This window comes from Pedobacter sp. L105, assembly GCF_009765875.1.
Taxonomy (GTDB): Bacteria; Bacteroidota; Bacteroidia; order Sphingobacteriales; family Sphingobacteriaceae; genus Pedobacter.
This window is the reverse complement of the sequence record NZ_LMUP01000016.1, coordinates 103,506-125,471: the sequence shown is the minus strand read 5'-3', so window position 1 is coordinate 125,471 and position 21,966 is coordinate 103,506. Positions and strand designations below refer to the sequence as shown.

The 21,966-nt window shown below is 39.7% G+C and carries 21 protein-coding genes; 12 read left to right on the top strand and 9 right to left on the bottom strand.

What is annotated here, in order from left to right; translation table 11 throughout:
* The first annotated feature begins 223 nt into the window (after positions 1-223).
* The 3 genes from GSQ84_RS26980 (at position 224) to GSQ84_RS26970 (ending at position 2,154) form a co-directional block, all read left to right on the top strand.
* Positions 224-1,144 carry a DUF72 domain-containing protein gene (locus GSQ84_RS26980; RefSeq protein ID WP_158800505.1) on the top strand — a complete coding sequence of 307 codons (921 nt, stop codon included), beginning with the start codon at positions 224-226 and terminating at the stop codon, positions 1,142-1,144.
* 96 nt (positions 1,145-1,240) lie between these two features.
* Positions 1,241-1,876, top strand: a complete 636-nt coding sequence (locus GSQ84_RS26975; RefSeq protein WP_158800504.1) for a peroxiredoxin — start codon at positions 1,241-1,243, stop codon at positions 1,874-1,876.
* 80 nt (positions 1,877-1,956) lie between these two features.
* Positions 1,957-2,154: a cold-shock protein gene (locus tag GSQ84_RS26970; RefSeq protein WP_158800503.1), complete on the top strand. Its 198-nt coding sequence runs from the start codon at positions 1,957-1,959 to the stop codon at positions 2,152-2,154.
* A 57-nt stretch (positions 2,155-2,211) separates the two neighbouring features.
* Here the strand turns inward: GSQ84_RS26970 and GSQ84_RS26965 are convergent, their stop codons facing one another.
* From GSQ84_RS26965 to GSQ84_RS26950, 4 genes are read right to left on the bottom strand one after another with little or no spacing between them, the layout of a single operon-like run.
* Positions 2,212-3,393 carry a class I SAM-dependent methyltransferase gene (locus tag GSQ84_RS26965; RefSeq protein ID WP_158800502.1) on the bottom strand — a complete coding sequence of 394 codons (1,182 nt, stop codon included), beginning with the start codon at positions 3,391-3,393 and terminating at the stop codon, positions 2,212-2,214.
* Complete coding sequence (locus tag GSQ84_RS26960) at positions 3,386-4,657, bottom strand: aspartate kinase (protein WP_158800581.1); 1,272 nt, start codon at positions 4,655-4,657, stop codon at positions 3,386-3,388. The genes GSQ84_RS26965 and GSQ84_RS26960 overlap by 8 nt, the downstream gene beginning before the upstream one ends.
* Before the next feature lie 13 nt (positions 4,658-4,670).
* A complete protein-coding gene (locus GSQ84_RS26955) occupies positions 4,671-5,132 on the bottom strand; it encodes a GNAT family N-acetyltransferase (RefSeq protein WP_158800501.1) in 462 nt (153 codons plus the stop codon).
* A complete protein-coding gene (locus GSQ84_RS26950) occupies positions 5,132-5,818 on the bottom strand; it encodes a YggS family pyridoxal phosphate-dependent enzyme (RefSeq protein ID WP_158800500.1) in 687 nt (228 codons plus the stop codon). The genes GSQ84_RS26955 and GSQ84_RS26950 overlap by 1 nt, the downstream gene beginning before the upstream one ends.
* 70 nt (positions 5,819-5,888) lie before the next feature.
* Between GSQ84_RS26950 and GSQ84_RS26945 the strand changes: the two genes are divergently transcribed.
* The 4 genes from GSQ84_RS26945 (at position 5,889) to GSQ84_RS26930 (ending at position 10,354) form a co-directional block, all read left to right on the top strand.
* Entirely contained in the window at positions 5,889-6,482 is a 594-nt protein-coding gene (locus tag GSQ84_RS26945; RefSeq protein ID WP_158800499.1) for a DUF4296 domain-containing protein, read from the top strand.
* A 6-nt stretch (positions 6,483-6,488) separates the two neighbouring features.
* Entirely contained in the window at positions 6,489-8,861 is a 2,373-nt protein-coding gene (locus tag GSQ84_RS26940; protein WP_158800498.1) for an endonuclease MutS2, read from the top strand.
* Between the two features lie 116 nt (positions 8,862-8,977).
* Positions 8,978-9,679: a CoA transferase subunit A gene (locus GSQ84_RS26935; RefSeq protein WP_158800497.1), complete on the top strand. Its 702-nt coding sequence runs from the start codon at positions 8,978-8,980 to the stop codon at positions 9,677-9,679.
* Positions 9,680-9,694: 15 nt separating this feature from the next.
* Positions 9,695-10,354, top strand: coding sequence for a CoA transferase subunit B (locus GSQ84_RS26930; protein ID WP_158800496.1), 660 nt, complete (start codon positions 9,695-9,697; stop codon positions 10,352-10,354).
* 26 nt (positions 10,355-10,380) lie between these two features.
* Here GSQ84_RS26930 and GSQ84_RS26925 read toward each other — a convergent pair whose 3' ends face one another.
* Positions 10,381-11,019 (bottom strand): uridine kinase, encoded by a 639-nt coding sequence (locus GSQ84_RS26925; RefSeq protein WP_158800495.1) that lies wholly within the window; start codon positions 11,017-11,019, stop codon positions 10,381-10,383.
* Positions 11,009-12,247 (bottom strand): LysM peptidoglycan-binding domain-containing protein, encoded by a 1,239-nt coding sequence (locus tag GSQ84_RS26920; protein ID WP_158800494.1) that lies wholly within the window; start codon positions 12,245-12,247, stop codon positions 11,009-11,011. Before GSQ84_RS26920 ends, GSQ84_RS26925 begins: the two co-directional genes overlap by 11 nt.
* A 160-nt stretch (positions 12,248-12,407) precedes the next feature.
* Between GSQ84_RS26920 and GSQ84_RS26915 the strand changes: the two genes are divergently transcribed.
* Together GSQ84_RS26915 and GSQ84_RS26910 are read left to right on the top strand one after the other, a co-directional pair.
* Complete coding sequence (locus GSQ84_RS26915) at positions 12,408-12,887, top strand: Dps family protein (protein WP_158800493.1); 480 nt, start codon at positions 12,408-12,410, stop codon at positions 12,885-12,887.
* Between the two features lie 95 nt (positions 12,888-12,982).
* On the top strand, positions 12,983-14,791 hold the full coding sequence (locus GSQ84_RS26910; protein WP_158800492.1) for a UbiD family decarboxylase: 1,809 nt from the start codon (positions 12,983-12,985) through the stop codon (positions 14,789-14,791).
* Positions 14,792-14,860: 69 nt separating this feature from the next.
* Here GSQ84_RS26910 and GSQ84_RS26905 read toward each other — a convergent pair whose 3' ends face one another.
* Both GSQ84_RS26905 and GSQ84_RS26900 read right to left on the bottom strand, forming a co-directional pair.
* Entirely contained in the window at positions 14,861-16,408 is a 1,548-nt protein-coding gene (locus tag GSQ84_RS26905) for an OmpP1/FadL family transporter (protein ID WP_158800491.1), read from the bottom strand.
* Positions 16,409-16,506: 98 nt separating this feature from the next.
* Positions 16,507-17,343: a hypothetical protein gene (locus GSQ84_RS26900; protein ID WP_158800490.1), complete on the bottom strand. Its 837-nt coding sequence runs from the start codon at positions 17,341-17,343 to the stop codon at positions 16,507-16,509.
* Positions 17,344-17,451: 108 nt separating this feature from the next.
* On the opposite strand from GSQ84_RS26900, the gene proS reads away from it, so the two are divergent.
* From proS to GSQ84_RS26885, 3 genes are read left to right on the top strand one after another with little or no spacing between them, the layout of a single operon-like run.
* Positions 17,452-18,924, top strand: coding sequence for a proline--tRNA ligase (proS, locus tag GSQ84_RS26895; protein WP_158800489.1), 1,473 nt, complete (start codon positions 17,452-17,454; stop codon positions 18,922-18,924).
* Positions 18,925-18,935: 11 nt separating this feature from the next.
* Complete coding sequence (locus GSQ84_RS26890; protein ID WP_256377555.1) at positions 18,936-20,099, top strand: cystathionine gamma-synthase; 1,164 nt, start codon at positions 18,936-18,938, stop codon at positions 20,097-20,099.
* Between the two features lie 5 nt (positions 20,100-20,104).
* Complete coding sequence (locus GSQ84_RS26885; protein ID WP_158800487.1) at positions 20,105-20,884, top strand: TIGR02757 family protein; 780 nt, start codon at positions 20,105-20,107, stop codon at positions 20,882-20,884.
* 13 nt (positions 20,885-20,897) lie between these two features.
* Here the strand turns inward: GSQ84_RS26885 and GSQ84_RS26880 are convergent, their stop codons facing one another.
* Positions 20,898-21,959, bottom strand: coding sequence for a hypothetical protein (locus GSQ84_RS26880; RefSeq protein ID WP_158800486.1), 1,062 nt, complete (start codon positions 21,957-21,959; stop codon positions 20,898-20,900).
* Between the last annotated feature and the right edge of the window lie 7 nt (positions 21,960-21,966).

Here is a 21,966-nt window from a genome sequence, read left to right as displayed (position 1 = left end):
GTATTTGCTTTTAAAGCTTATGAAACTGTCATTAGCATATTTTTCATTAGCTCTTATTGCTTTTATTTGCATTCAAGAGCTCGCAAAGCTCAGTTCATTAAAGCTTTTAAGCGATATACTGATCACGGTTTCATCACTATATATTGTTTTAACGATGATAAGGCTCGCATCAGCTGAATCATAATTTTATAAGCCGATGCAGATTTATTAATCATATTTAATTATGGAATTTGGAAAAATACCTTCGGAAGAAGTTCAGTCTGTAAATTTTATCCTACCCAAAGACGGGCTGCAGACAGTAAAAGTGTTAAATGGCAAAGAATCTGGCGCTAAAGCAGCTATTTCCGTTGGCTGTGCTAAATGGGGACTGCCGGAATGGGTAGGTTTTCTTTACCCTCCAAAAACCAAACCTGCAGATTTTCTGGAAGAATATGCCAAGCATTTTAATTCTATCGAACTGAATGCTGCCTATTATAAAATCCCGACGGTTGAAACTGCGCGCAAGTGGAAGAAACAGGTTACAGCTTCTGCTAAAAATGGTTTTCTATTTTGTCCCAAATTCCCGGAATCGGTTAGTCACTATAAACGGCTGAAAGGAGCGGAAAGGGCTACGGATGATTTTTTGACATCTGTAATTGAATTTGAAGGTAACCTGGGGCCCTGTTTTTTGCAAATGAGCGATAGCTTCGGGCCGAACAATTTACCTGAGCTAAGAGCCTTTCTGAAATCCCTTCCTCAAGACCTTAACGTTTTTGTTGAACTTCGCAATGAAGAATGGTTTTCAGATCCTGCGATCCGAAAGGGAGTATTTCAACTGTTTTCGCAGCTGAATAAAGGAGCTGTGATTACAGACGTAAGCGGTAGAAGGGATGTCCTTCATATGGAAGTGACAATTGATGAAGTGTTTATCAGGTTTATTGGTAACGGTGCCGCACACAGGGAAAGTGATTTTGCCAGGATTGATGAATGGGCAGATCGGCTCTTTTCATGGCAGGAGAGGGGACTAAAAAAGATTTACTTTTTTGTACATCAGACTGATGAAAGAGAGTCTGTCAGGCTGGCCATACATGCCGTGGAAAGCTTTAACAAGACATTGGGAAGTCAAATTCCTGAAATCAGACTGCAACCTTCATTGTTTATTTGAGAAGAATGAAATATCTATTATATTAGTAGTGATTTTAATGAGAGGATTGTATTCAACTTTTCATTAGCATTAATTTAAAAACTAATACATATTAATATGAGTATCAGAATAGGGGACGTAGCTCCAAATTTTAAAGCTAAAACTTCAATAGGAGAAATTGATTTTTACGAATTCCTTGGTGACAGCTGGGGAGTGATTTTTTCACATCCGGCAGATTATACACCTGTTTGTACAACAGAACTTGGACGTACGGCGTCGCTTAAGGGAGAGTTTGAGAAAAGGAATGTAAAAGTAATTGCCTTAAGTGTTGATTCCGTTGAATCGCATAAATCATGGATAAATGATATCAATGAAACGCAGGATACTTCAGTAGAATTTCCAATCATTGCTGATGAGGATAAAAAAGTAGCTGATCTGTATGATATGATCCATCCAAATGCTTCTGAAACAATGACTGTAAGATCGTTATTTGTGATTTCGCCGGACAAAAAAGTTAAATTAATGATTGTTTATCCGGCTTCAACAGGCAGGAACTTTACAGAAGTGTTAAGGGTGATTGATTCACTTCAGTTGACCGCTAAATATAGCGTTGCAACCCCGGCGGATTGGAAAGACGGTGAGGATGTAATTGTTATGAACAGCATTAAAACCGAAGATATTGATGCTAAATTCCCTAAAGGACATAAAGTTATCAAACCTTACCTAAGAACCACGCCACAACCGAACAAATAATTTTAAAAACTAATTGATTTTCTTTAAGTTTGATATAACTGAGAACTTTGAAGAAATATTAATTTATACATTGGAATATTATGAATACCGGAAAAGTAAAGTGGTTTAATACGCAGAAGGGTTATGGGTTTATTGTCTATGAAGGCGGCAAAGATATCTTTGTTCACTTTAAGGACGTTATTGGAGGCATTGATAGTCTACAGGAGAATGATGCTGTAGAGTTTGAAATAGCTGAAGGCAAAAAAGGTTTGCAGGCGGTAAAAGTAAAAAAAGCGTAAAGCTTGTCATGAACTGCTTCATCACATAAAGCCTCCTTTAAAGGGAGGCTTTATATTTTAATAGTGCTGGATGATAGTTCCTTTGATAATCAATTTTCCTTCTGTTGCGCTTTGCGTGAAAATAATAAATTGCGTATCATCTGGTTTGACATGATATTTTTCCACCAATGCCGCTGCTTTGTCCGGATAGTTTCTTACGATTACACTCCCTGTCAGGTTTTTCTCTTTTTTGATCTCCCCGGCAGATAATACCTGGTCAATTTTAAATATCCTGCCCGGAAAAGTATCATTCAATTGATCCGAAAGATAGAGCTGGGTTTGCTGGTGTAATTTTTTTAGTCCGTATCTATCACCAATCAGGTTAAAGGCCCCGCTTTTTAACAAGGCTACATCTGGCTCATACAAAAAAAGTCCTTCACTAACCTGAGCTTCAATTACAGCAGAAGTTTCCTCCCCAATTAAAAAGCTGAATTGTTTTTGTGTTTTGTTTAATGTGGTGCATACGATTGCTGTGCTACCTTTGAAGTCTCGTTCTACAATCCATATCAGCTCTTTGCATTCGTTTTTTACACTTACAATATGAATGGCTGCCACTTGCTTCAATTCCTTTAATCCTGCACTGATATCAAGCAAAGGAGCTGTTTTAATTAATATACGGTGGGCTTTTGCTAATAAAACATCCAGGTGTTCCACTACATTGGGCGTGCAGTCCTTCAACATAAATACTTTACCTGCGCTGCTTCTCCTGGCCGGGTCTATATAAATATTATCATAATGCTGATCATCTTCTTTAAGCAGTTCAATTCCGTCGCCGCAAATAAAAGTGGTATGGTTTTGTTTGAGTGGGATTGAATTATAGCTGGCTATTTCAGCTAGTTCCTGGCTGATTTCACAGTGTGTAACAGCAGATAAACGCTTTGAAAAGTAATAGCTGTCTACCCCAAAACCTCCTGTAAGATCGATTAAGTTTTCACCATTAACCAGCGAGGCTTTATAAGCGGCTGTAATTTCTGATGAACATTGTTCTATAGATAAAAGTGAAGGATAATAAATTAGGTCGGTATGAAACCAATGGGGAAGCTTTTTTGAAGCTTTCTTTCGTGCAGCAATTTGATTGGCCAGTTCTTTTCCACTGACCTCAGGAAAAGGACTTTTAGCCATGGCAATTTTATGCGTATCTGCATTTAAATTGTCATGGATATAAGTCTGTACGGCTATATCTGTAAGGTGCTTATTCAATAGCTGATTTGTCTTTCATTACCATCTGGCAGGTATAACGACTTTTTACCTGCAGCAGGATTTCTTTGTTCTGCGTAACCCTGCTGATTGTATCATCGTTATAATAACGGATGGTAACCAGTTCCAGATGTGCATTGTATTTTACAGTATATAAAGCCTTTAAGTCGGCTATGAGGTTATTTACCTGTTCTCTGTCGTGATCTACAATCACGGAAAAGCTGATCGCGGAGTTCTGCATCATGTTCACTTTTACTTTGTGCAGATGGAAGAGGCTAAAAATATGACTGAGGTTCTCTTCAATGATAAATGAGAAATCCCTTGAAGAGATAGAGATCAATACCTGGTTTACTTTAAAGATGAAAGACGGAACAGGCAGAGGGCAGTTCTCCCCGTTGATCAGTGTTCCTTCCCGTTCAGGATGGATAAATGACTTTACCAATAAAGGTATTTTTTTGTTTTCAAGGGGTTTTATCGTTTTTGGATGGATGACTGTAGCTCCATAATAGGTCAGTTCAACGGCATCGTGATAAGAAAGCTGTGGGATCAGTTCTGTCTGGTCGAACCATTTAGGATCGGCATTTAGCACTCCGGGTACATCTTTCCATATGGTTAGGGCGCTGGCATCCAGGCAGGCGCTGAAAATCGCGGCAGAATAATCTGATCCCTCTCTGCCAAGGGTAGTAGTGAAGTTTTCACTTGTACCGCCTATAAATCCTTGCGTAATGACAATACCCTTTTGTAACAGGGGTACCAGGTGTTTCTGTATTTCTATATTGGTTTTATCCCAGTCAACTTTTCCTTCACGGTAGGTGTTATCCGTTTTAATAAAATTCCTTGCATCTGCCCAGGTTACAGCTACTCCATTTTCATTCAGGTAAGCGGCTACAATTTGAGTAGAAAGCATTTCACCAATAGAAACGATCTGATCATAAATATAATCGGGGGCATCACTCGCTTCTTCTTCCAGCAACCATTCAATTTCTACAAAAGAATTGGCTATATGATTAAATACAGGATGATTCGGATCATTAAAAAGATCATTCAGGATTTGAAAGTGATAGGCTTTAATTTGATCCAGCAGTTCGGTTGTATTTTCCTCTCCCAGTATATACGCATGGGTAAGTTCTTCCAGTTTGTTGGTGATCTTTCCCATAGCCGATACCACGACCAGGAGGTTGTCTTTAGAGTTTTTTATAATACCGGCCATATTTCTTACGGCCTCGGCGTTCATTACAGATGCGCCGCCAAATTTGAATACTTCTATAGGAGTCGACATGTTAAGTTAGTTGTTCTTTACTAAAGGAGGCATTTAACCAGCCTGATTCAATTTGTGCTTTATATTTATTGTAGAAGTTGATAGCGGGCTCATTCCAGTCGAGCACCTGCCAGTTCATTCCGTTATAACCCTTGTCTTTGGCTTCCTGCATTACCCTTTCAAAAAGCAGTTTTCCTATCCCTTTTCCTCTGGATTCTTCAGTAACGATGAAGTCTTCGAGGTATAAACGGCATCCCTTCCAGGTAGAATAACGTGTGTAATATAGGGCGAAACCTAAAATTCCGCTCTGATCTTCTGCTACAAATGATTTCCATACCGGATTTTCTCCAAAGCCGGCATCAGAAAATTCTGCTAAAGTAACGGTTACTTCATCGGGCATTTTTTCATATACTGCCAGTTCATTGATTAGTTCCAGTAAACGGGGGCAGTCTTCTTTTACGGCAAATCTAAGGTGAGTGCTCATTATGCTTTAAAATGTTTAATCTTTCTTGCACCAAAAATACTGCTGCCTATTCTAACCATGGTAGAGCCTTCTTCAATGGCTAGTTTATAGTCACCAGACATGCCCATAGATAATTCTTTAAAAGAATCTTCTTTCCTGAAAAAGCTCAGTTTGATACCATCAAACAAAACTTTTAGTTCCTGGAATTCATCTTTCGTCTGTTTTTCTTCTGCGTTATTACTTGCTATGCCCATTAGGCCTACAATGCGAATATTTTTTAGGGCAAGGTATTCTTCAGACCTGAGCAGTTCAATCGCCTCTGCATGATCCAAACCAAATTTGGTTTCTTCATCGGCGATATAGATCTGCAGCAGGCAATCGATCACCCTTTTGTTTTTCAGGGCCTGTTTGTTGATCTCCTGTAATAATTTGATACTGTCAACTGATTGTATCAGCGTGATAAATGGGGCAATATATTTAACTTTATTAGTTTGTAAATGTCCAATCAGATGCCATTCAATATCTTTAGGCAGCACTTCCTGTTTTTCTACCAGTTCCTGAACAATGTTCTCTCCAAAAATCCGCTGTCCCGCCTCGTATGCTTCTAAAATGGCCTCGGTTGTATTGAATTTTGATACAGCAATCAATTCAACATTTTCGCCTTCTAATTCCTTTTTATATTTTAATAAGTTGTCTGCTATGCTCATTTATCAGTATTTTTGGTAAAATTAACAACCTTAGACCAATTTGCTAAGAAAAAATAATGTTTTAGATACAATGAGAAGATTTTGTTGGGTAGGCCTGCTGTTTATTGTAATTGGAGGATGTAAGCCTAAAATTCCTGAGAACATCATTCATCCAAGCAGAATGGGCGTAATCTTATATGATATCCATGTTGTGGATGGTTATATTGCATCCATACCCAAGCAGGATTCGGCAAAGAAAGTTAGTGCAGCTTTTTATAAGGGGGTGTACAGGAAGTTTTCCATAGACTCGGCTATTTTTACCAGGAGCATGAATTATTATTATGACCATCCTGATGTATTGAGTAATATCTATGACAGGGTAACCACAAGCTTAAAAAAATCTAAAGACAGCGTTGATAAAATTCAACGGAAAATTATGCTTAAAGCTGAGGCTCTTCAAAAGAAAAAAAGAGATAGTATAGAAAAAGCAAATCCAAAAATGGCAGCAGCTAAAGCTGAAGCTGTTCAAAAATTAAAAAAAGATAGTATAGCAAAGGTTGCAGCTTCTCTTAATCCTGTTAACAAGGTGAAGAAAGATAATGCGCCAGATCCTACTTTAGACAAAGCAATGTCTAAGAGGCAAATGCCCAAAGGTGCCCCCGGACAGGGAGCCCTGAAAAATTAAATTAACATGATATATCCCGATAATTGTTTGGAAAGACTTGGCTTCAATGAAGTCAAGCAACTCATTCATAAGCATTGCCTTAGCCCTATGGGCCAATATATGGTAGGCAAAATGCAGGTGATGAATAAGTTCGATCAGATCAATAAGTTTTTAAGACAAACTAAAGAATTTAAAAATATCCTGGAAAATCAGGAACCCTTACAGATCAGTACTTTTTTTGATATTAAAACACTGGCAGATAAGATCAGGGTGGAAGGCAGCTACCTTATGGAAGACGAGCTGTTTCAGATCTATCTGTCTTTGCAGACTGTATTTTCGGTGCTTCGTTTTTTTGAAGAAAGGAAAGATGTTTATCCTAACCTGGAAGCTTTATTTGAGCATATCCCCGTAGAAAAGAATATTCTTAAAAAAATTGAGACTGTTTTAGATCCTAAAGGAAAAATTAAGCCCAATGCTTCTGCTAAACTGCAGGATATTATTGGCGATATCTCTAAAGGAGAACAGGAAGTGCGAAAGCGTATGGATGGTATTTACAGGCAAGCTGTTGCCAGTAACTGGGTTGCAGACGGCAGTTTGACCATACGCGATGGAAGAATGTGTATTCCCATTCTGGCAGATCATAAGAGAAAGCTTAAAGGTTTTATTCATGATGAATCTGCGAGCGGGCAGACGGTTTATATGGAGCCGGAAGAGGTTTTTACATTAAATAATAAAATAAGGGACCTTGAGTTTGATAAAAGACGTGAGATTGTCAGGATCTTAATTGCATTAACAGATGATTTAAGACCATATAATCCATTATTACTTTCTTACCATGGTTTCCTGACGAAACTCGATTTTGTACGGGCCAAGGCGCTCTTTGCCATTGAAGTAGAGGCAGATATGCCTGTGCTGGTTGCAGAACCGCGTATTAAGCTAATCAATGCCAGGCATCCGTTATTGTATTTATCTTTTAAAGAAGATAAAAAAACAGTAGTTCCGCTGAACATCCACATGAATGAGAATTTAAGGATCGTATTGGTTTCAGGACCTAATGCGGGCGGTAAATCGGTTTGTATGAAAACGGTAGGTTTATTGCAACTCATGTTACAATCCGGTTTACTGATCCCTGTTCATGAATCCAGTGAAGTGGGAATATTTGATAATATCTTTGCGGATATTGGTGATGACCAGAGTATTGAAAGTGATTTAAGTACTTACAGTGCCCACTTAACTAAAATGCGCTATTTCGTTGCACATGCCACGCCAAAATCATTGGTGATGATAGATGAGTTTGGTACAGGTACAGATCCTCAGTTTGGCGGGCCTATGGCAGAAGCTGTACTGGAAGTATTGAACAACAGAAAGGTTAGGGGAGTAATCACCACGCATTATTCCAATCTGAAATTATTTGCTGGTAATACCCCGGGACTGGAAAATGCTTCTATGTTATTTGATAATGATCAAATGAAGCCGCTCTATGTACTGGAGATGGGTAAACCCGGTAGTTCCTATGCTTTTGAAATTGCCCAGAATATAGGTTTGCAAAAGGAAGTGCTGATCCTGGCAAGGGAAAAGACCGGTACAAATCAAAACCGGATAGACAGTTTACTGGTTGACCTGGAAAGGGAGAAAAAGCAGATCTATGATACGAAGGTTCATCTGGCTAATCAGCAGAATAAAGTAAAGAACCTGGTGGCTGAAAATGAGAAGCTGCAATTGTTCCTGGATGAGAACAGGAAGACGCTGATCAAAGAAGCAAAATTAGAAGCACAGGCGATCATTAAAAATGCGAATAAACTGGTTGAAAATACCATAGCAGGTATCAAAGAGAACCAGGCAGATAAAGTGGCTACTAAAGAGTTGAGGCAGAACCTGCAAAAGGAACTGGTTCAGCATCAGGTTAAGGAAGAGAAGAAACCTGAAAAGCCTGTTCCTGTGGGTACACCTATAGAGGTGGGCGACTGGGTGCAGCTGATCAATACCGAAACAATGGGACAGGTGTTGGAAATTAACAGGGGCAATTTAGTTCTTGCACTTGGTGATCTCCGGTCTGTAGTAAAGAAAGAGCGTGTGCAAAAGATCAGCAATAAGCAGGCTAAAAAGGTAGTTCAGAGTAATTCTTTTTCAGGACGGATATCTGAGGCAATAGGAAGTTTTACAGCAGAGCTGGACCTGCGTGGTATGCGCGGTGAGAATGCTATACAGGAAGTAGAAAAGTATATGGACAAATCTATCATGCTGGGTTTTCCTTTCATCAAATTGATTCATGGAAAAGGTGATGGTATCCTTCGAAAGCTAATCAGGGAATACCTGAAGAAATACAGCCAGGTGAACCGTGTGGAAGATGAACATGCTGACAGGGGCGGGGATGGTATTACTTATGTTTATTTCAATTAATTTTAAGATCGTTTCTTCCTATTGGGGAAAACGATCTTAAGGTCAAAATCGCCTAAAACCTTTCAATATTTGGTCGGCTTTATTATTATCTATAATTTAGCCGCCAAACCAAATATATGATCAATAAAAAAGTATCCGGTGCCGAAGAAGCCATTCGCGATATTACAGATGGCAAAACTATCATGCTTGGTGGTTTTGGTCTGTGTGGAATCCCAGAAAACTGCATTGCTGCTTTGGTAAAGAAAGGGGTAAAAGAATTAACCTGTATCTCTAACAATGCCGGTGTTGATAATTTTGGGATTGGCCTCCTGCTTAAAACCCGGCAGGTGAAAAAAATGATATCCTCTTATGTAGGTGAAAATGCAGAATTTGAACGACAGCTGCTTAGCGGTGAACTTGAAGTAGAGTTAATTCCGCAGGGAACTCTGGCTACCCGCTGTATGGCAGCAGGCTACGGAATGCCGGCAATCTTTACACCTGCTGGTGTAGGTACAGAAGTAGCGGAAGGTAAAGAAATCAGAAATTTTAATGGTAAGGATTACTTAATGGAATATGCTTTTGAGGCAGATTTTGCATTGGTAAAAGCATGGAAAGGGGATACCGCCGGTAATCTTATTTTCCGTTCTACCAGCCGTAATTTTAATCCTGTAATGGCTATGGCCGGAAAAATCACTATTGCCGAAGTTGAAGAGCTGGTAGAGCCGGGAGAACTTGATCCCGACCATATCCACACGCCTGGAGTTTATGTACACCGTATCTTCCAGGGTTCAGCTTATGAAAAAAGAATAGAGCAGCGTACCGTCAGACCACGCAGCTAACCAATCAGAAATTATATGTTAGATAAAGATGGAATAGCGAAACGTATCGCTAAAGAATTGAAAGACGGTTATTATGTCAATTTAGGGATTGGTATTCCTACGCTGGTAGCTAATTATATTCCCAAAGGGATCAATGTGGTATTGCAGTCGGAAAACGGATTGCTGGGCATGGGGCCTTTTCCTTTTGAAGGAGAAGAAGATCCTGATATGATCAATGCAGGTAAACAAACTATTACTACACTGCCTGGGTCTTCAATTTTTGATTCGGCAATGAGTTTCGGGATGATCAGAAGTCAGAAAATAGACCTGACGATATTGGGAGCGATGGAAGTTTCTGAAAATGGTGATATTGCCAATTGGAAAATTCCCGGAAAAATGGTTAAAGGTATGGGCGGGGCAATGGATCTCGTGGCATCTGCTAAAAATATTATTGTAGCGATGCAGCATATCAATAAAGCCGGAGAGAGTAAGCTGCTGCCAAAATGTACTTTACCGCTTACGGGTGTAAACTGTATCCGGAAGGTGGTTACAGAATTAGCTGTACTGGATATTTTACCCGAAGGAGGCTTCAGGTTAATTGAAAGGGCTCCCGGAGTGAGCGTAGATTTTATTAAACAATCTACCGCAGGTAAGTTATTTGCAGAAGCTGAGGTAAAAGAAATGGATTTAAACTAGTGATATAAAGAAACCATATTCATCTGTTAGATCAATATGGTTTCTTTTAATTCGTCGGATATCTCTTTAGAAATATCAATAATGTCATCAGCTACATGTTTATTGTTCATGATGACCTTCTGACAGGTGTCCTTATAGGGCAGCAGATATTGTTTGTAAGCTGGCATCACATGATTAACCCACTGGTACATGACCATATCACGGGTATACCCGCGTTCTATTTCATCACGTGAAATGCGGCGGTTAAGCGTAATTTCTTCATCCGCATCCATGAAAATCTTTAAATCAAACAATTTAGCTATCTCAGGATAATGAAATACAAATAAACCTTCAACAATAATGATTGGGGCACTTGTAATGTTCAGTAACCGGGCGTGTTCCTCATTTATATTAAAGGTATATTCCTTTTTCTCAATTGTTCCTCCGGAGATAAGAAGTTTTAAATCGTTCAGCAGTTTGCTATCATCAATTCCTTCAGGAACATCAAAATTGATCCAGCCGTTTTCATCTATTTTCTGTAATTCCTTCGCACGGTAATAATCATCCTGGGAAATTAAACAGACTTCTTCTGCACTGAAATGATGTAGAAAACATTTTAAAAAAAACGTTTTCCCCGAACCACTTCCTCCTGCTACACCTATGATATAAGGCTTTTTATTGCTCATTAGTTTGTCCACTGTAGGTTAAATTGCACAAAAACCTTTTATCTAGTGAGCCTAAGGCATCACCGACAGCTTTTGTCATTACAATTATAACATCTTTTGTGGATTCATTCTCTGTAAATTTACCAACAACCTTTGCATAGGTTGATCTGTTGCTCATGGGATTACTGATTTTTATGATGGTGCCTATAGGAGCCGTGCGGTGAAGAACCAGCATTTTTGAGGAGTCGAGGTCTGGATCTGCAATTACAACGGCCATACCTTTTTCATCCATCTGACTTAAGCCATACCGGCTTGGTGCTAATTTAAGAGATGGGTTTTTAACTGCCGAGCTGTCTGTTTCGCTATCACTAGCGCTATCATTTATTGCCGCTTGTGCAGGCTTAGCAGGATATTGTCCGCTGATCAGTAATTTCTGGCCCACGTAAAGGGAATTACTGCTTAGATTATTTTTTGCTTTTAGCTGATCCAGTGTAAGATTGTATTTGCTGGCGATAGAATACATGGTTTCATTACCGGCAACGGTATGTACTACCAGCTGATCTCTTGATGGTGTTTCCTGAACAGGGTCAGCTGCGGGTTGATTGCCTGCTGCAGATCCTTTGTAACCTGCTGCTGGTTTGAGTTGATTCACCGGAGTTGCGGGAGTTGCTGTGTCTGCTGTTGTTTGATCCAATGCACCGCCAGCTTTAACAGGGATCTTTATAATTTGTCCTATCCTCAGATTAATGCTTTTTAAATTATTGATGCGTTTCAGCTCATTCACTGTAGTACCATATTTCTCTGCCAGCATGTTCAGGTTTTCTTTTTTCTGAATGGCATGATCAATCAGCTCGGGATCTCCCTGGGTAGCTGCAGCTGAAGAACCAACTGTTGTTGTTGCTGGTCTTGAATCTTCTGAAGGTTTTTTTACTGCTTCAGCAGATTTTTTCATTTCTGAAGGTTTTGTATAGGGCGGCGTAGCTTCACCTGAAAAAGGACGTTCTGTAGGTACTTTTATCAGCACATCTAAGGACAGGAATTTACTGTCATTATAGGCCATGATAATTTTCGGACTTACATTATATTTTCTCCCAATGGAGTAATAGGTGTCTTTAGCTACGATTTTATGGATAATCAGTTTTTTTCCGTTCAGGTTTTCAACGCCTACAGAATCTCTTAAATGATCAGCTTTAGCAGCCGAAAGATTCAGTAATACAGCGAATGATACCAGTATATAATATCTTTGCATTAATGTGCTTATGTATGTTTGATTAGGCAATTATACGAATAATATATAAGAGCCGGTTTAACAATAGTAAACGGTAATTCGATAGCCGTATTGTGTGTTTTCAAAAACCATTTGTCAGGCATCTTTGTTAATCGAGTATATTAATATAAGAATAAGAATTATGGACGCAAAAGAAATCAGTTTAAATGAAACTGAAGTAAAACCAGTTGTAGATCTGCTCAACGATTACCTGGCTAATTATCATATTCACTATCAAAAATTAAGAGGTTGCCATTGGAATATTAAAGGGCAGAATTTTTTTACCTTACATGTTAAATTTGAAGAATTGTACACGAATGCCCAGTTGACAATTGATGAAATTGCCGAGCGTGTTTTAACCCTGGGAAAACCACCTCATAGTCGTTTCTCTGATTACATCAGCGAATCAGGTATCAAGGAAATTAATACAATAGGTTTGCAGGACCTTGCAATGGTGGATGCGTTACTGGAAGATATGGCACATTTAATACAGCTTGAACGCGAATTACTGGAAGCTTCTGCCGCCGCTGGTGATGATGGGACCAATGATATGGTAAACCGTTTCATGCAGTTTAAAGAGAAAAATACCTGGATGCTGCGTTCATTCGCCGGGAAAAAGTAATCCATTTTTAAAGATTTAAGGAAACCATGCAAAAGCATGGTTTTTCTGTTTTAAGAGGATTAGACAAACAATAATACTTCATACCTTTAGACCCGATGGGATACAAAAGCTTAGCCGAGTGTGTGGCTGATTTAGAAAAACATGGGCATTTATTACGAATTAAGGAAGAGGTAGATCCTTACCTGGAAATGGCTGCTATTCACCTGAAGGTTTTTGAACAAAATGGCCCGGCTATTTTTTTTGAGAAGGTTAAAGGGAGCCCTTTTCCTGCAGTATCTAATCTTTTTGGTACGCTGGAGCGGTCTAAGTTCATGTTTCGGGATAGCTTACCAACGGTGGCACAGCTGGTAGAGCTGCGTTCAGATCCCATGAAAGCATTAAAGAATCCGCTCAAATTTGCCGGTGCAGGTTTAATTGCTTTCTCTGCATTGCCGCTTCAGCAGCGTCTGTTCAAATCGGCATTTAAAAAAACTACGATTAGTCAGCTTCCGCAAATTGTAAACTGGCCAATGGACGGAGGGCCTTTTGTTACTATGCCACAGGTGTATACTGAAGATGTGGATAAGCCAGGGGTAATGAATGCCAATCTGGGGATGTACCGGATTCAGCTCGCTGGAAACGACTATGTCAAAGATCAGGAGATTGGTCTTCATTACCAGATTCACCGTGGGATAGGCGTACATCAGTCTAAAGCAAATGCTAAAGGCTTACCCTTAAAGGTAAGTATCTTTGTAGGCGGACCGCCTTCACACCCTTTGGCAGCAGTAATGCCATTGCCTGAGGGACTCTCTGAAATGACCTTTGCAGGTGCGCTCGGCAACCGGCGTTTTCGTTATTTCTATGATGATGAAGGCTTCTGTATTTCAGCAGATGCTGATTTCGTGATCACTGGAACAGTTGAACCGGGGGAAAACAAACCTGAAGGTCCTTTTGGAGATCATCTAGGCTATTATAGTTTAACCCATCCTTTTCCCTTATTGAAGGTACACAATGTATACCACAGGAATGATGCGATATGGTCATTTACCGTTGTAGGCAGGCCTCCACAAGAGGATACCAGTTTTGGGGCTCTGATCCATGAAATCGCTGGTTCGGCATTACCACAGGAGATTCACGGACTGAAAGAAGTAAATGCCGTAGATGCTGCGGGTGTGCACCCTTTATTATTTGCTATAGGCAGTGAGCGGTATACGCCGTTTTTAAAAGAACGCAGACCTCAGGAAATCCTGACAATTGCAAACCATATCTTAGGTAAAAACCAGCTAAGTCTGGCAAAATATGTTTTTATTGCTGCCCGCGAAGATAATGAGCAGCTGAATACGCATGATATAGAAGTTTTTTTGCATCATATATTTTCCCGTATAGATTTTAAGCGGGACCTGCACTTTTATACACAAACTACTATTGACACACTGGATTATAGTGGCGAAGGGTTAAATAGCGGATCTAAAGTAGTACTGGCCGCTGCCGGAGAAGAAAAAAGACTATTATCGACTTTGTTGCCCACCAATTTTAATCTTCCGGAAGGATGGAGGGATTATCATCTGGTTATGCCGGGCGTACTAGCCATTACCACTTCTGCGTATATCCATGCAGAAGATACAGCGGCATTGGTTGTTCAGCTAAATGTGCACCTGAAAGCCATGAATCTGGAAGGTATTGCCCTGATTGTGCTTTGTGATGATGCTGCATTTACTGCTGATAACATCAATAATTTTGTGTGGGTGACTTTTACCAGGAGTAACCCTGCAAATGATATTCATGGGATAGGGGAGTTTACGGTTAATAAACACTGGGGTTGCACCGGGCCTTTGATCATCGATGCAAGAAAGAAGCCGCATCATGCGCCTGAGCTGATCAAAGATCCTGAAGTAGAAATCAGGATTGGCAGATTTGAAATTTAAATATTACCTCTAAAAAAAATGCCCTTGCTGGATTCAACAAGGGCATTTTTTTTAGAGGTAATATTAAGACTAGAACCTTACACCAACTGTTAAGAACATATTGTTTTTATCCAGTTTAGTAGTTGCTATCGGCTCAGAAAAATCATTCAGTTCATAAGGACTAAAAGTATTATGAGTAGTAGTACGCTGATAAGCTATATCCATGTAATACATACCAATTCTGTAACCTAAACCTGCAGAATAATATTTAACATCGAAAGTATTGTTGTCATCACCTTTGTAAGGGCTGCCATTTACACCGTAACCAGCTCTGATGCTAAAACTTTGAATCCTGTATTCACCACCAACCCTGTAGTTAAAAGCATGGGTATAGTTTTGTTTGATATAAGCATTGTTTTCATCAATTAAATCACCATAACCATCACTTTCAGAAAGTCTTGTACTAGCATAGTTAACGTAGTCAACGTCAGCTGAGATCAAAGCATTTTTGCCTAAGATTACACTGGCACCCAATGATCCTTTATAAGGTGTGCGCACATTGTAATTGAAACTAGAATTAAGGAAGTCGTTATTACTGGTAGTTCCAGCAGGATTTGCTGAAGTACCGGTAATATTAGAATTTAAGATTTCAGAATAATCTTCTTCCATATGCATCCATGTTGGAGCCTGGAAAGTTGCACCAACTCTTAATATGCTGGTAGGTTTGTAGATAATACCTAAACGTGCGTTGATACCAGAACCTGTAGTATTCTGGTAACTGCTGTAATTCAGATTGTAATTGCTTCCCACATAAGGATTAGCATGATCTGAGTTGTCAGTTGATGCAGCATTGGAAGGATTAGAAATGATCGTGCCTGATTCAGTATATTGTTTATTACTTTCATAACGTACATCTACAAATCCAATACTTGCTCCCAGGTATAATTTGTTGGAAATGTTCATACCAGCAGAAAAGTCAAGCTCAGAAGTAGATCCCTGTCTAACTTCTCTTTGAGTCTGTGTATTATTCAAGCTTGTTGCAGGATAGTATTGATTGGTAGTTCCTAATTGTTTATCAATTAAAAAGCTGTCGTAAGCCTGACCGGCTATGCCACTAAGGTTACCAGGTGTAGTTCCGTTAGCTTGTTCAGCAAAAGCATCTGCAATTGAGCTTTTTGGATTATTACCTGAGTAGTTATAACTTGAACTGAAGTCGTTAGTTCTATTATACCCAATTCCATATACTACACTTAACAGACCTTTATTTAAATCTGAACCCCTTGGTTTGATCACAGGATTATACCAAACAGCAGCAGCATTATTTAAGTTAAACTGAGTTTTGGTAGATTTTGTATTCTGACCTAAATAATTTGAATTTGCTTTTGTATTGTCTAATTCAGGAGTAACGCTAAATTCTGAACGGGTAAACATACCCAAACCTGCAGGGTTACCGCTGATGGAACTGATATCACCACCAAGACTGATCTGTGCGTTTCCAAGACCCTTAAAACGTGAAGAACTTCCGTAGTCAGTTCTTGAAAATCTTAAAGCGTCTCCTGCATAGATGCCGCTTTGGGCATATATATTACCGGTAGTACCTACTATAGCTACTACTAAAAGTTGTATAATTTTTTTCATTAATATTTATTGATTTAGCGGTTAAGCTATCATAAGCATATCAATCTCGTATACAAGATGAATGCTTATGATGATTTCATTTAATTTTTAGATTTTATTTAGTTACCTCTTCCTCCGCGGCCGCCACCACCACCGCCTCCGCCGAATGATCTGCCGCCGCCACCGCCGCCGCCAAATCCACTGCTTTGTTGTGGAGCATAAGAAGATCTTGAAGTATTACTTCTGTCAGGAGAATAACCCTGTCTGCCATTACCATATCTGCTGTTGCCATAGTTACCTCTGCCTCTTGCAACACCCAGACCGTTAGATCTTCTGCCTACCGCTCCATTTCCGTTGTAATATCCTCTTGGACGGTAATTTGCGTAGCGTCCGCCAAAGCCACCACCATAGTAACCTCCGCCATAAAATCCGCCACCCCAAAGTCCGCCATAATAGCCGTAACCAAATCCGAATGGATAGAATGGATTGTAGAACGGGTCATAAAACCCACCATAACCAAAACCTCCATATCCGCCCCAGCCTAAACCAAAACCGCCGTAACCGCCCCAGCCACCTGCATATCCAAAGCCTAAACCTAATCCATAACCACCGTATCCGCCATAGCCACCGTAACCTCCATAAAAGAAGGGATCATAATAATCTAAATAAGGACTGCCATAATAAAATCTGTTAATCCTGGAAGCATAACTCATGTCAGCATATTCATCGCTGCTGCCATAGTAGTCATCTCCCTGTTGATCCTGATCGCTATAATTGCCATCATTAACTGATTGTGAAGATTGCATTGGGGGGGCAGTATACTCTACTGCCTGTGCTTTTGTACCATAAACGTCGTCGTCATTGTGCGTTTGCTGGGCCATCTGTGGAACAGCGCAGGAAGAGACGGCAATGGCCGAAATGACCAGCATACTGTATAGTAAATGGTTAGGTTTCATAATATGTGAGTTATTTGTGTGTGTTAACAATTTTTTTCGTAGGCATAAATTTATAAATTTGCAACCTATCATGCAAGTTATTTAACACAAAAAGCATTCCAAACAGTTATGAGCAAAGGTATTACAAGTAAGAACGAGGATTATTCCCAGTGGTATAACGATATTGTTATAAAAGCCGACCTGGCGGAGCATTCAGCTGTAAAAGGATGTATGGTGATAAAGCCCTATGGCTATTCCATTTGGGAAAAAATGCAGGCCGTTTTAGACCAGAAATTTAAAGATACAGGACACAGTAATGCATATTTTCCATTACTCATCCCTAAGTCATTTTTTTCTAAGGAAGCGGCGCATGTTGAGGGATTCGCCACAGAGTGTGCAGTTGTGACACATTATCGTCTAAAAAATGACGGTGAAGGAAATATTATTGTCGATCCGGATGCCAAACTAGAAGAAGAATTGATCGTAAGACCAACTTCAGAAACTATTATATGGAATACTTTCAGAGGATGGGTAGAGTCATACCGTGACCTTCCCCTGCTGATTAATCAATGGGCTAATGTGGTAAGATGGGAAATGCGCACGCGCTTGTTTCTAAGAACCTCTGAGTTCCTTTGGCAGGAAGGCCACACCGCACATGCTACTTCGCAGGAAGCAATTGAAGAAACAGAAAGAATGTTGGATGTATATGCAGATTTTGCTGAAAACTGGATGGCACTGCCTGTAGTTAAAGGAAAAAAAACGCCAAATGAGCGTTTTGCAGGTGCGTTGGATACTTATTGTATTGAAGCATTAATGCAGGATGGAAAAGCCTTACAGGCAGGTACTTCACATTTTCTGGGACAGAATTTTGCAAAGGCATTCGACGTGAAATTTACCAACAAAGAAGGAAAGATTGAACATGTGTGGGCAAGTTCATGGGGGGTTTCTACACGGATGATCGGTGCGTTAATTATGGCACATAGTGATGATCAGGGATTGGTATTGCCGCCTAACCTGGCACCGATTCAGGTAGTTATTGTTCCGATATACAGGAATGATGAAGACCTGAATAAAATATCTTCTTTTGTTAATGAATTAATGCCGAAATTGAAAAAACAGGGTATCTCTGTTAAATATGACAGCAGGGATTCGCAGCGCCCGGGATTCAAATTCGCAGAATATGAATTGAAAGGTGTGCCGATTCGTCTGGCTATCGGTGGCAGAGATATGGAAAACGGGACTGTCGAATTGGCAAGAAGAGATACTAAAGAGAAAAGTACCGTTTCACAGGATGGTCTGGATATGTATATTGCACAATTGTTGAGCGATATCCAGGAAAATATTTATAAAAAGGCTGCTGATTTCAGAACTGAACATATCACCAAGGCAAATTCATATGATGAATTTAAAGAATTGCTGGATGGTAAAGGAGGTTTTATATCTGCACACTGGGATGGCACTTCGGAAACTGAATTAAAAATAAAAGAGGAAACAAAGGCTACAATCAGATGTATTCCGTTAGATAATCCACTGGAAGATGGTGTTTGTATCTATTCGGGTAAACCATCTATTCAGCGTGTTTTATTTGCCCGTGCTTATTAAAGCTTAAGGCTATTACTAATTTTAAAAAGAGCGACATGAAATTTGCAACTAAAGCTATACATGCAGGTCAGGAACCTGATCCTTCTACAGGAGCAGTAATGACCCCGATCTACCAGACTTCAACCTACTGGCAAAAATCACCTGGTGAAAATCAGGGATTTGAATATTCCAGGGGAACAAATCCTACCCGTAAGGCGCTGGAAAGTTGTCTTGCGGCATTGGAAAATGCTAAATACGGTCTTGCCTTTTCTTCAGGAATGGGTGCTACTGATACTGTAATGCGTTTATTACAGCCTGGCGATGAGGTGATCACTGGTAATGACCTTTATGGTGGGTCTTATCGTATCTTTACCAAAGTTTACGCTAAATATGGTATTAAATTCCATTTTCTGGATCTGTCAAAACCAGAAAATATATTGCCCTATATCAACGATAAAACGAAGCTGATCTGGATTGAAACACCTACCAATCCTACGATGCAAATTGTGGATATTGAAGGTATAGCAAAGATTTCTAAAGAAAAAGGACTGATCTTAACCGTAGATAATACTTTTGCTTCTCCATATCTGCAAAATCCGATTGATCTGGGAGCAGATATTGTGATGCATTCCGTGACCAAATATATAGGCGGTCACTCTGACGTAGTAATGGGTGCCTTGTTGATGAACGACGATCAATTGTATAAAGATCTTTGGTTTATCTATAATGCCTGTGGTGCAACTCCTGGTCCGCAGGACGCATTTCTGGTATTAAGAGGGATCAAGACCTTACACCTTCGTATGAAAGCACACTGTGAAAATGGGGAGAAAGTAGCGCGTTATCTCAAAACCCATCCAAAGATTGATAAAATCTACTGGCCTGGTTTTGAAGATCATCCTAACCATGAAATCGCTAAAAAGCAAATGCGTGGTTTCGGTGGTATGGTGTCTATTACTTTAAAAGGAGCCGATCTGGCAGAAACTTTCAGGGTTGCTTCTTCTTTTAAAGTATTTACCCTGGCTGAGTCGCTTGGTGGTGTAGAATCACTGATCAATCATCCTACTACAATGACACACGGTTCTATCCCTAAAGAAGAACGTGAGAAGGTTGGTGTTACAGATAATCTTTTACGCCTGAGCGTTGGGGTAGAGGATATTGATGATCTTTTAGCCGATTTAAAACAAGCACTTAAATAGACAAATTGGAATTTTTAGAATTAAAAGACTTTCTGGATTTTAAAGTTGAGCAGTATAATCAGCCCGGCTTTATTACCAATGATCCGATTTGTATTCCCCACCGGTTTTCTAAAAAACAGGATATCGAAATTGCCGCATTTTTTGCGGCAATTTTGGCTTGGGGCCAAAGGAAAACGATTATCAATAAGTGTACGGAACTCTTCCAGCGAATGGATAATGATCCCTATAATTTTATGCTGCAACACAGCGATGAGGATCTGAAACGTTTACTGAACTTTAAGCACAGGACATTCAATGATACGGACCTCCTGTATTTTGTTTCTTTTTTTAAATTTCATTATGGCATGTCAGATAGTTTGGAAACAGCCTTTCTTCCAGACAACTTTGGTCAGCTCGACAGCTTCACAGCAGAGCATGCCTTAAATCATTTCAGGACTTATTTCTTCAGTCTTCCGGATTCTCCGAGAAGAACAATTAAACATATCTCTTCACCGTTACAGAAATCGACTTGTAAAAGGTTGAATATGTTCTTACGCTGGATGGTAAGGAAAGATAAAATGGGGGTAGACTTTGGCGTATGGAATACCATTCATCCATCCGATCTGATTTGCCCCTGCGATGTTCATGTAGACCGTGTTGCGCGAAGGCTTAACCTCATCACCCGTAAACAAGCCGATTGGAGAACAGCCGTTGAACTGACTGAGGAGCTGCGGAAATTTGATCCGCAGGACCCTGTAAAATATGATTTCGCTCTGTTCGGTCTTGGTGTGGAAGAAAAATTTTAATTTCTACGCTAGCTTACTGAACTGATTTCAGGGAATTCCTGAGTTTTTTCACGTAGGCTACTGTTACATCCGCAAAATCTGCAGCCTCCTGATTAGAAAAGCCATGTTTTTCAATCAGCTTTAGTACTTCAATTTTTTTTGCTGCAGCCTTGCCTTCAACTAAACCTCTAGCTATGCCTTCCGCTTTACCCTCGGCTTTACCTTCGGCTTTACCTTCGGCTATGCCTTCAGCTCTACCTTCCATTTTGCCTTCTTCTCTTCCAGCTATTCTTGCCCGTTGTTTCATCAGTGCTATTGCTCTTTCTTTTCTTATTTCTAAGATCTGATCTTCAAATAATCCCATGTCTTTATTGTTCTTGTTTATTAATGAATTTACTTCCTGGTCAAATTTAGTATTTAATTCTTCATTTTCAAAAACAACATAAAATCTTAAGAAATTTATTAATGCCTGTATCTTCAATTTTGGTATTTTTCTACGGACTAATTCTCTGGCTAGTTTATTTTTATAATCAAGGAGGCGTTTATCCCTTTGCTCTTTATCTTTTATATGGGTAACCAGAAGCGTTGATTTAGCGATTAGTACCGCCAGGGCAAAGGGATTGTCACTCCCTAGCAAAAAATCGTCATTTTGACTGGCAATTTTAAAAGTATTAAACTGGTAATTGAGTTTTGTTCCCATAAAACCTCTTTCAAAAAATCCTGGTCGCTCTTTCAAATTTGATTCTATAAAAATGGCATAGGCGGTAATAGGCCGATCATACTTATCAAACAGCCGGTAATAATACTGGAACATCCTCTTTCCAAAATCATTACTATATTTCCCCTGCACTTCAATATGGACGAGCACCCATTCTTCTTTGCCTTCACAGGTAAATACCCTGGCCAGTTTATCAACTATTTTAAGTCCGCGGCCTTTAGCTGAAGGATGGAAGGTTTGTTCCAGTTCTTTATCTAGAAACTCAATTCCTCTATCCAGATCCAACGTGGAACCAGCTTCAGGATTCAGAAAAAGCAGGAAATCTACAAAGAGTTTTTCCAGCAGCCCTTTCCATAGGTTGTCGTGATTTCTTCTCATATCGCTA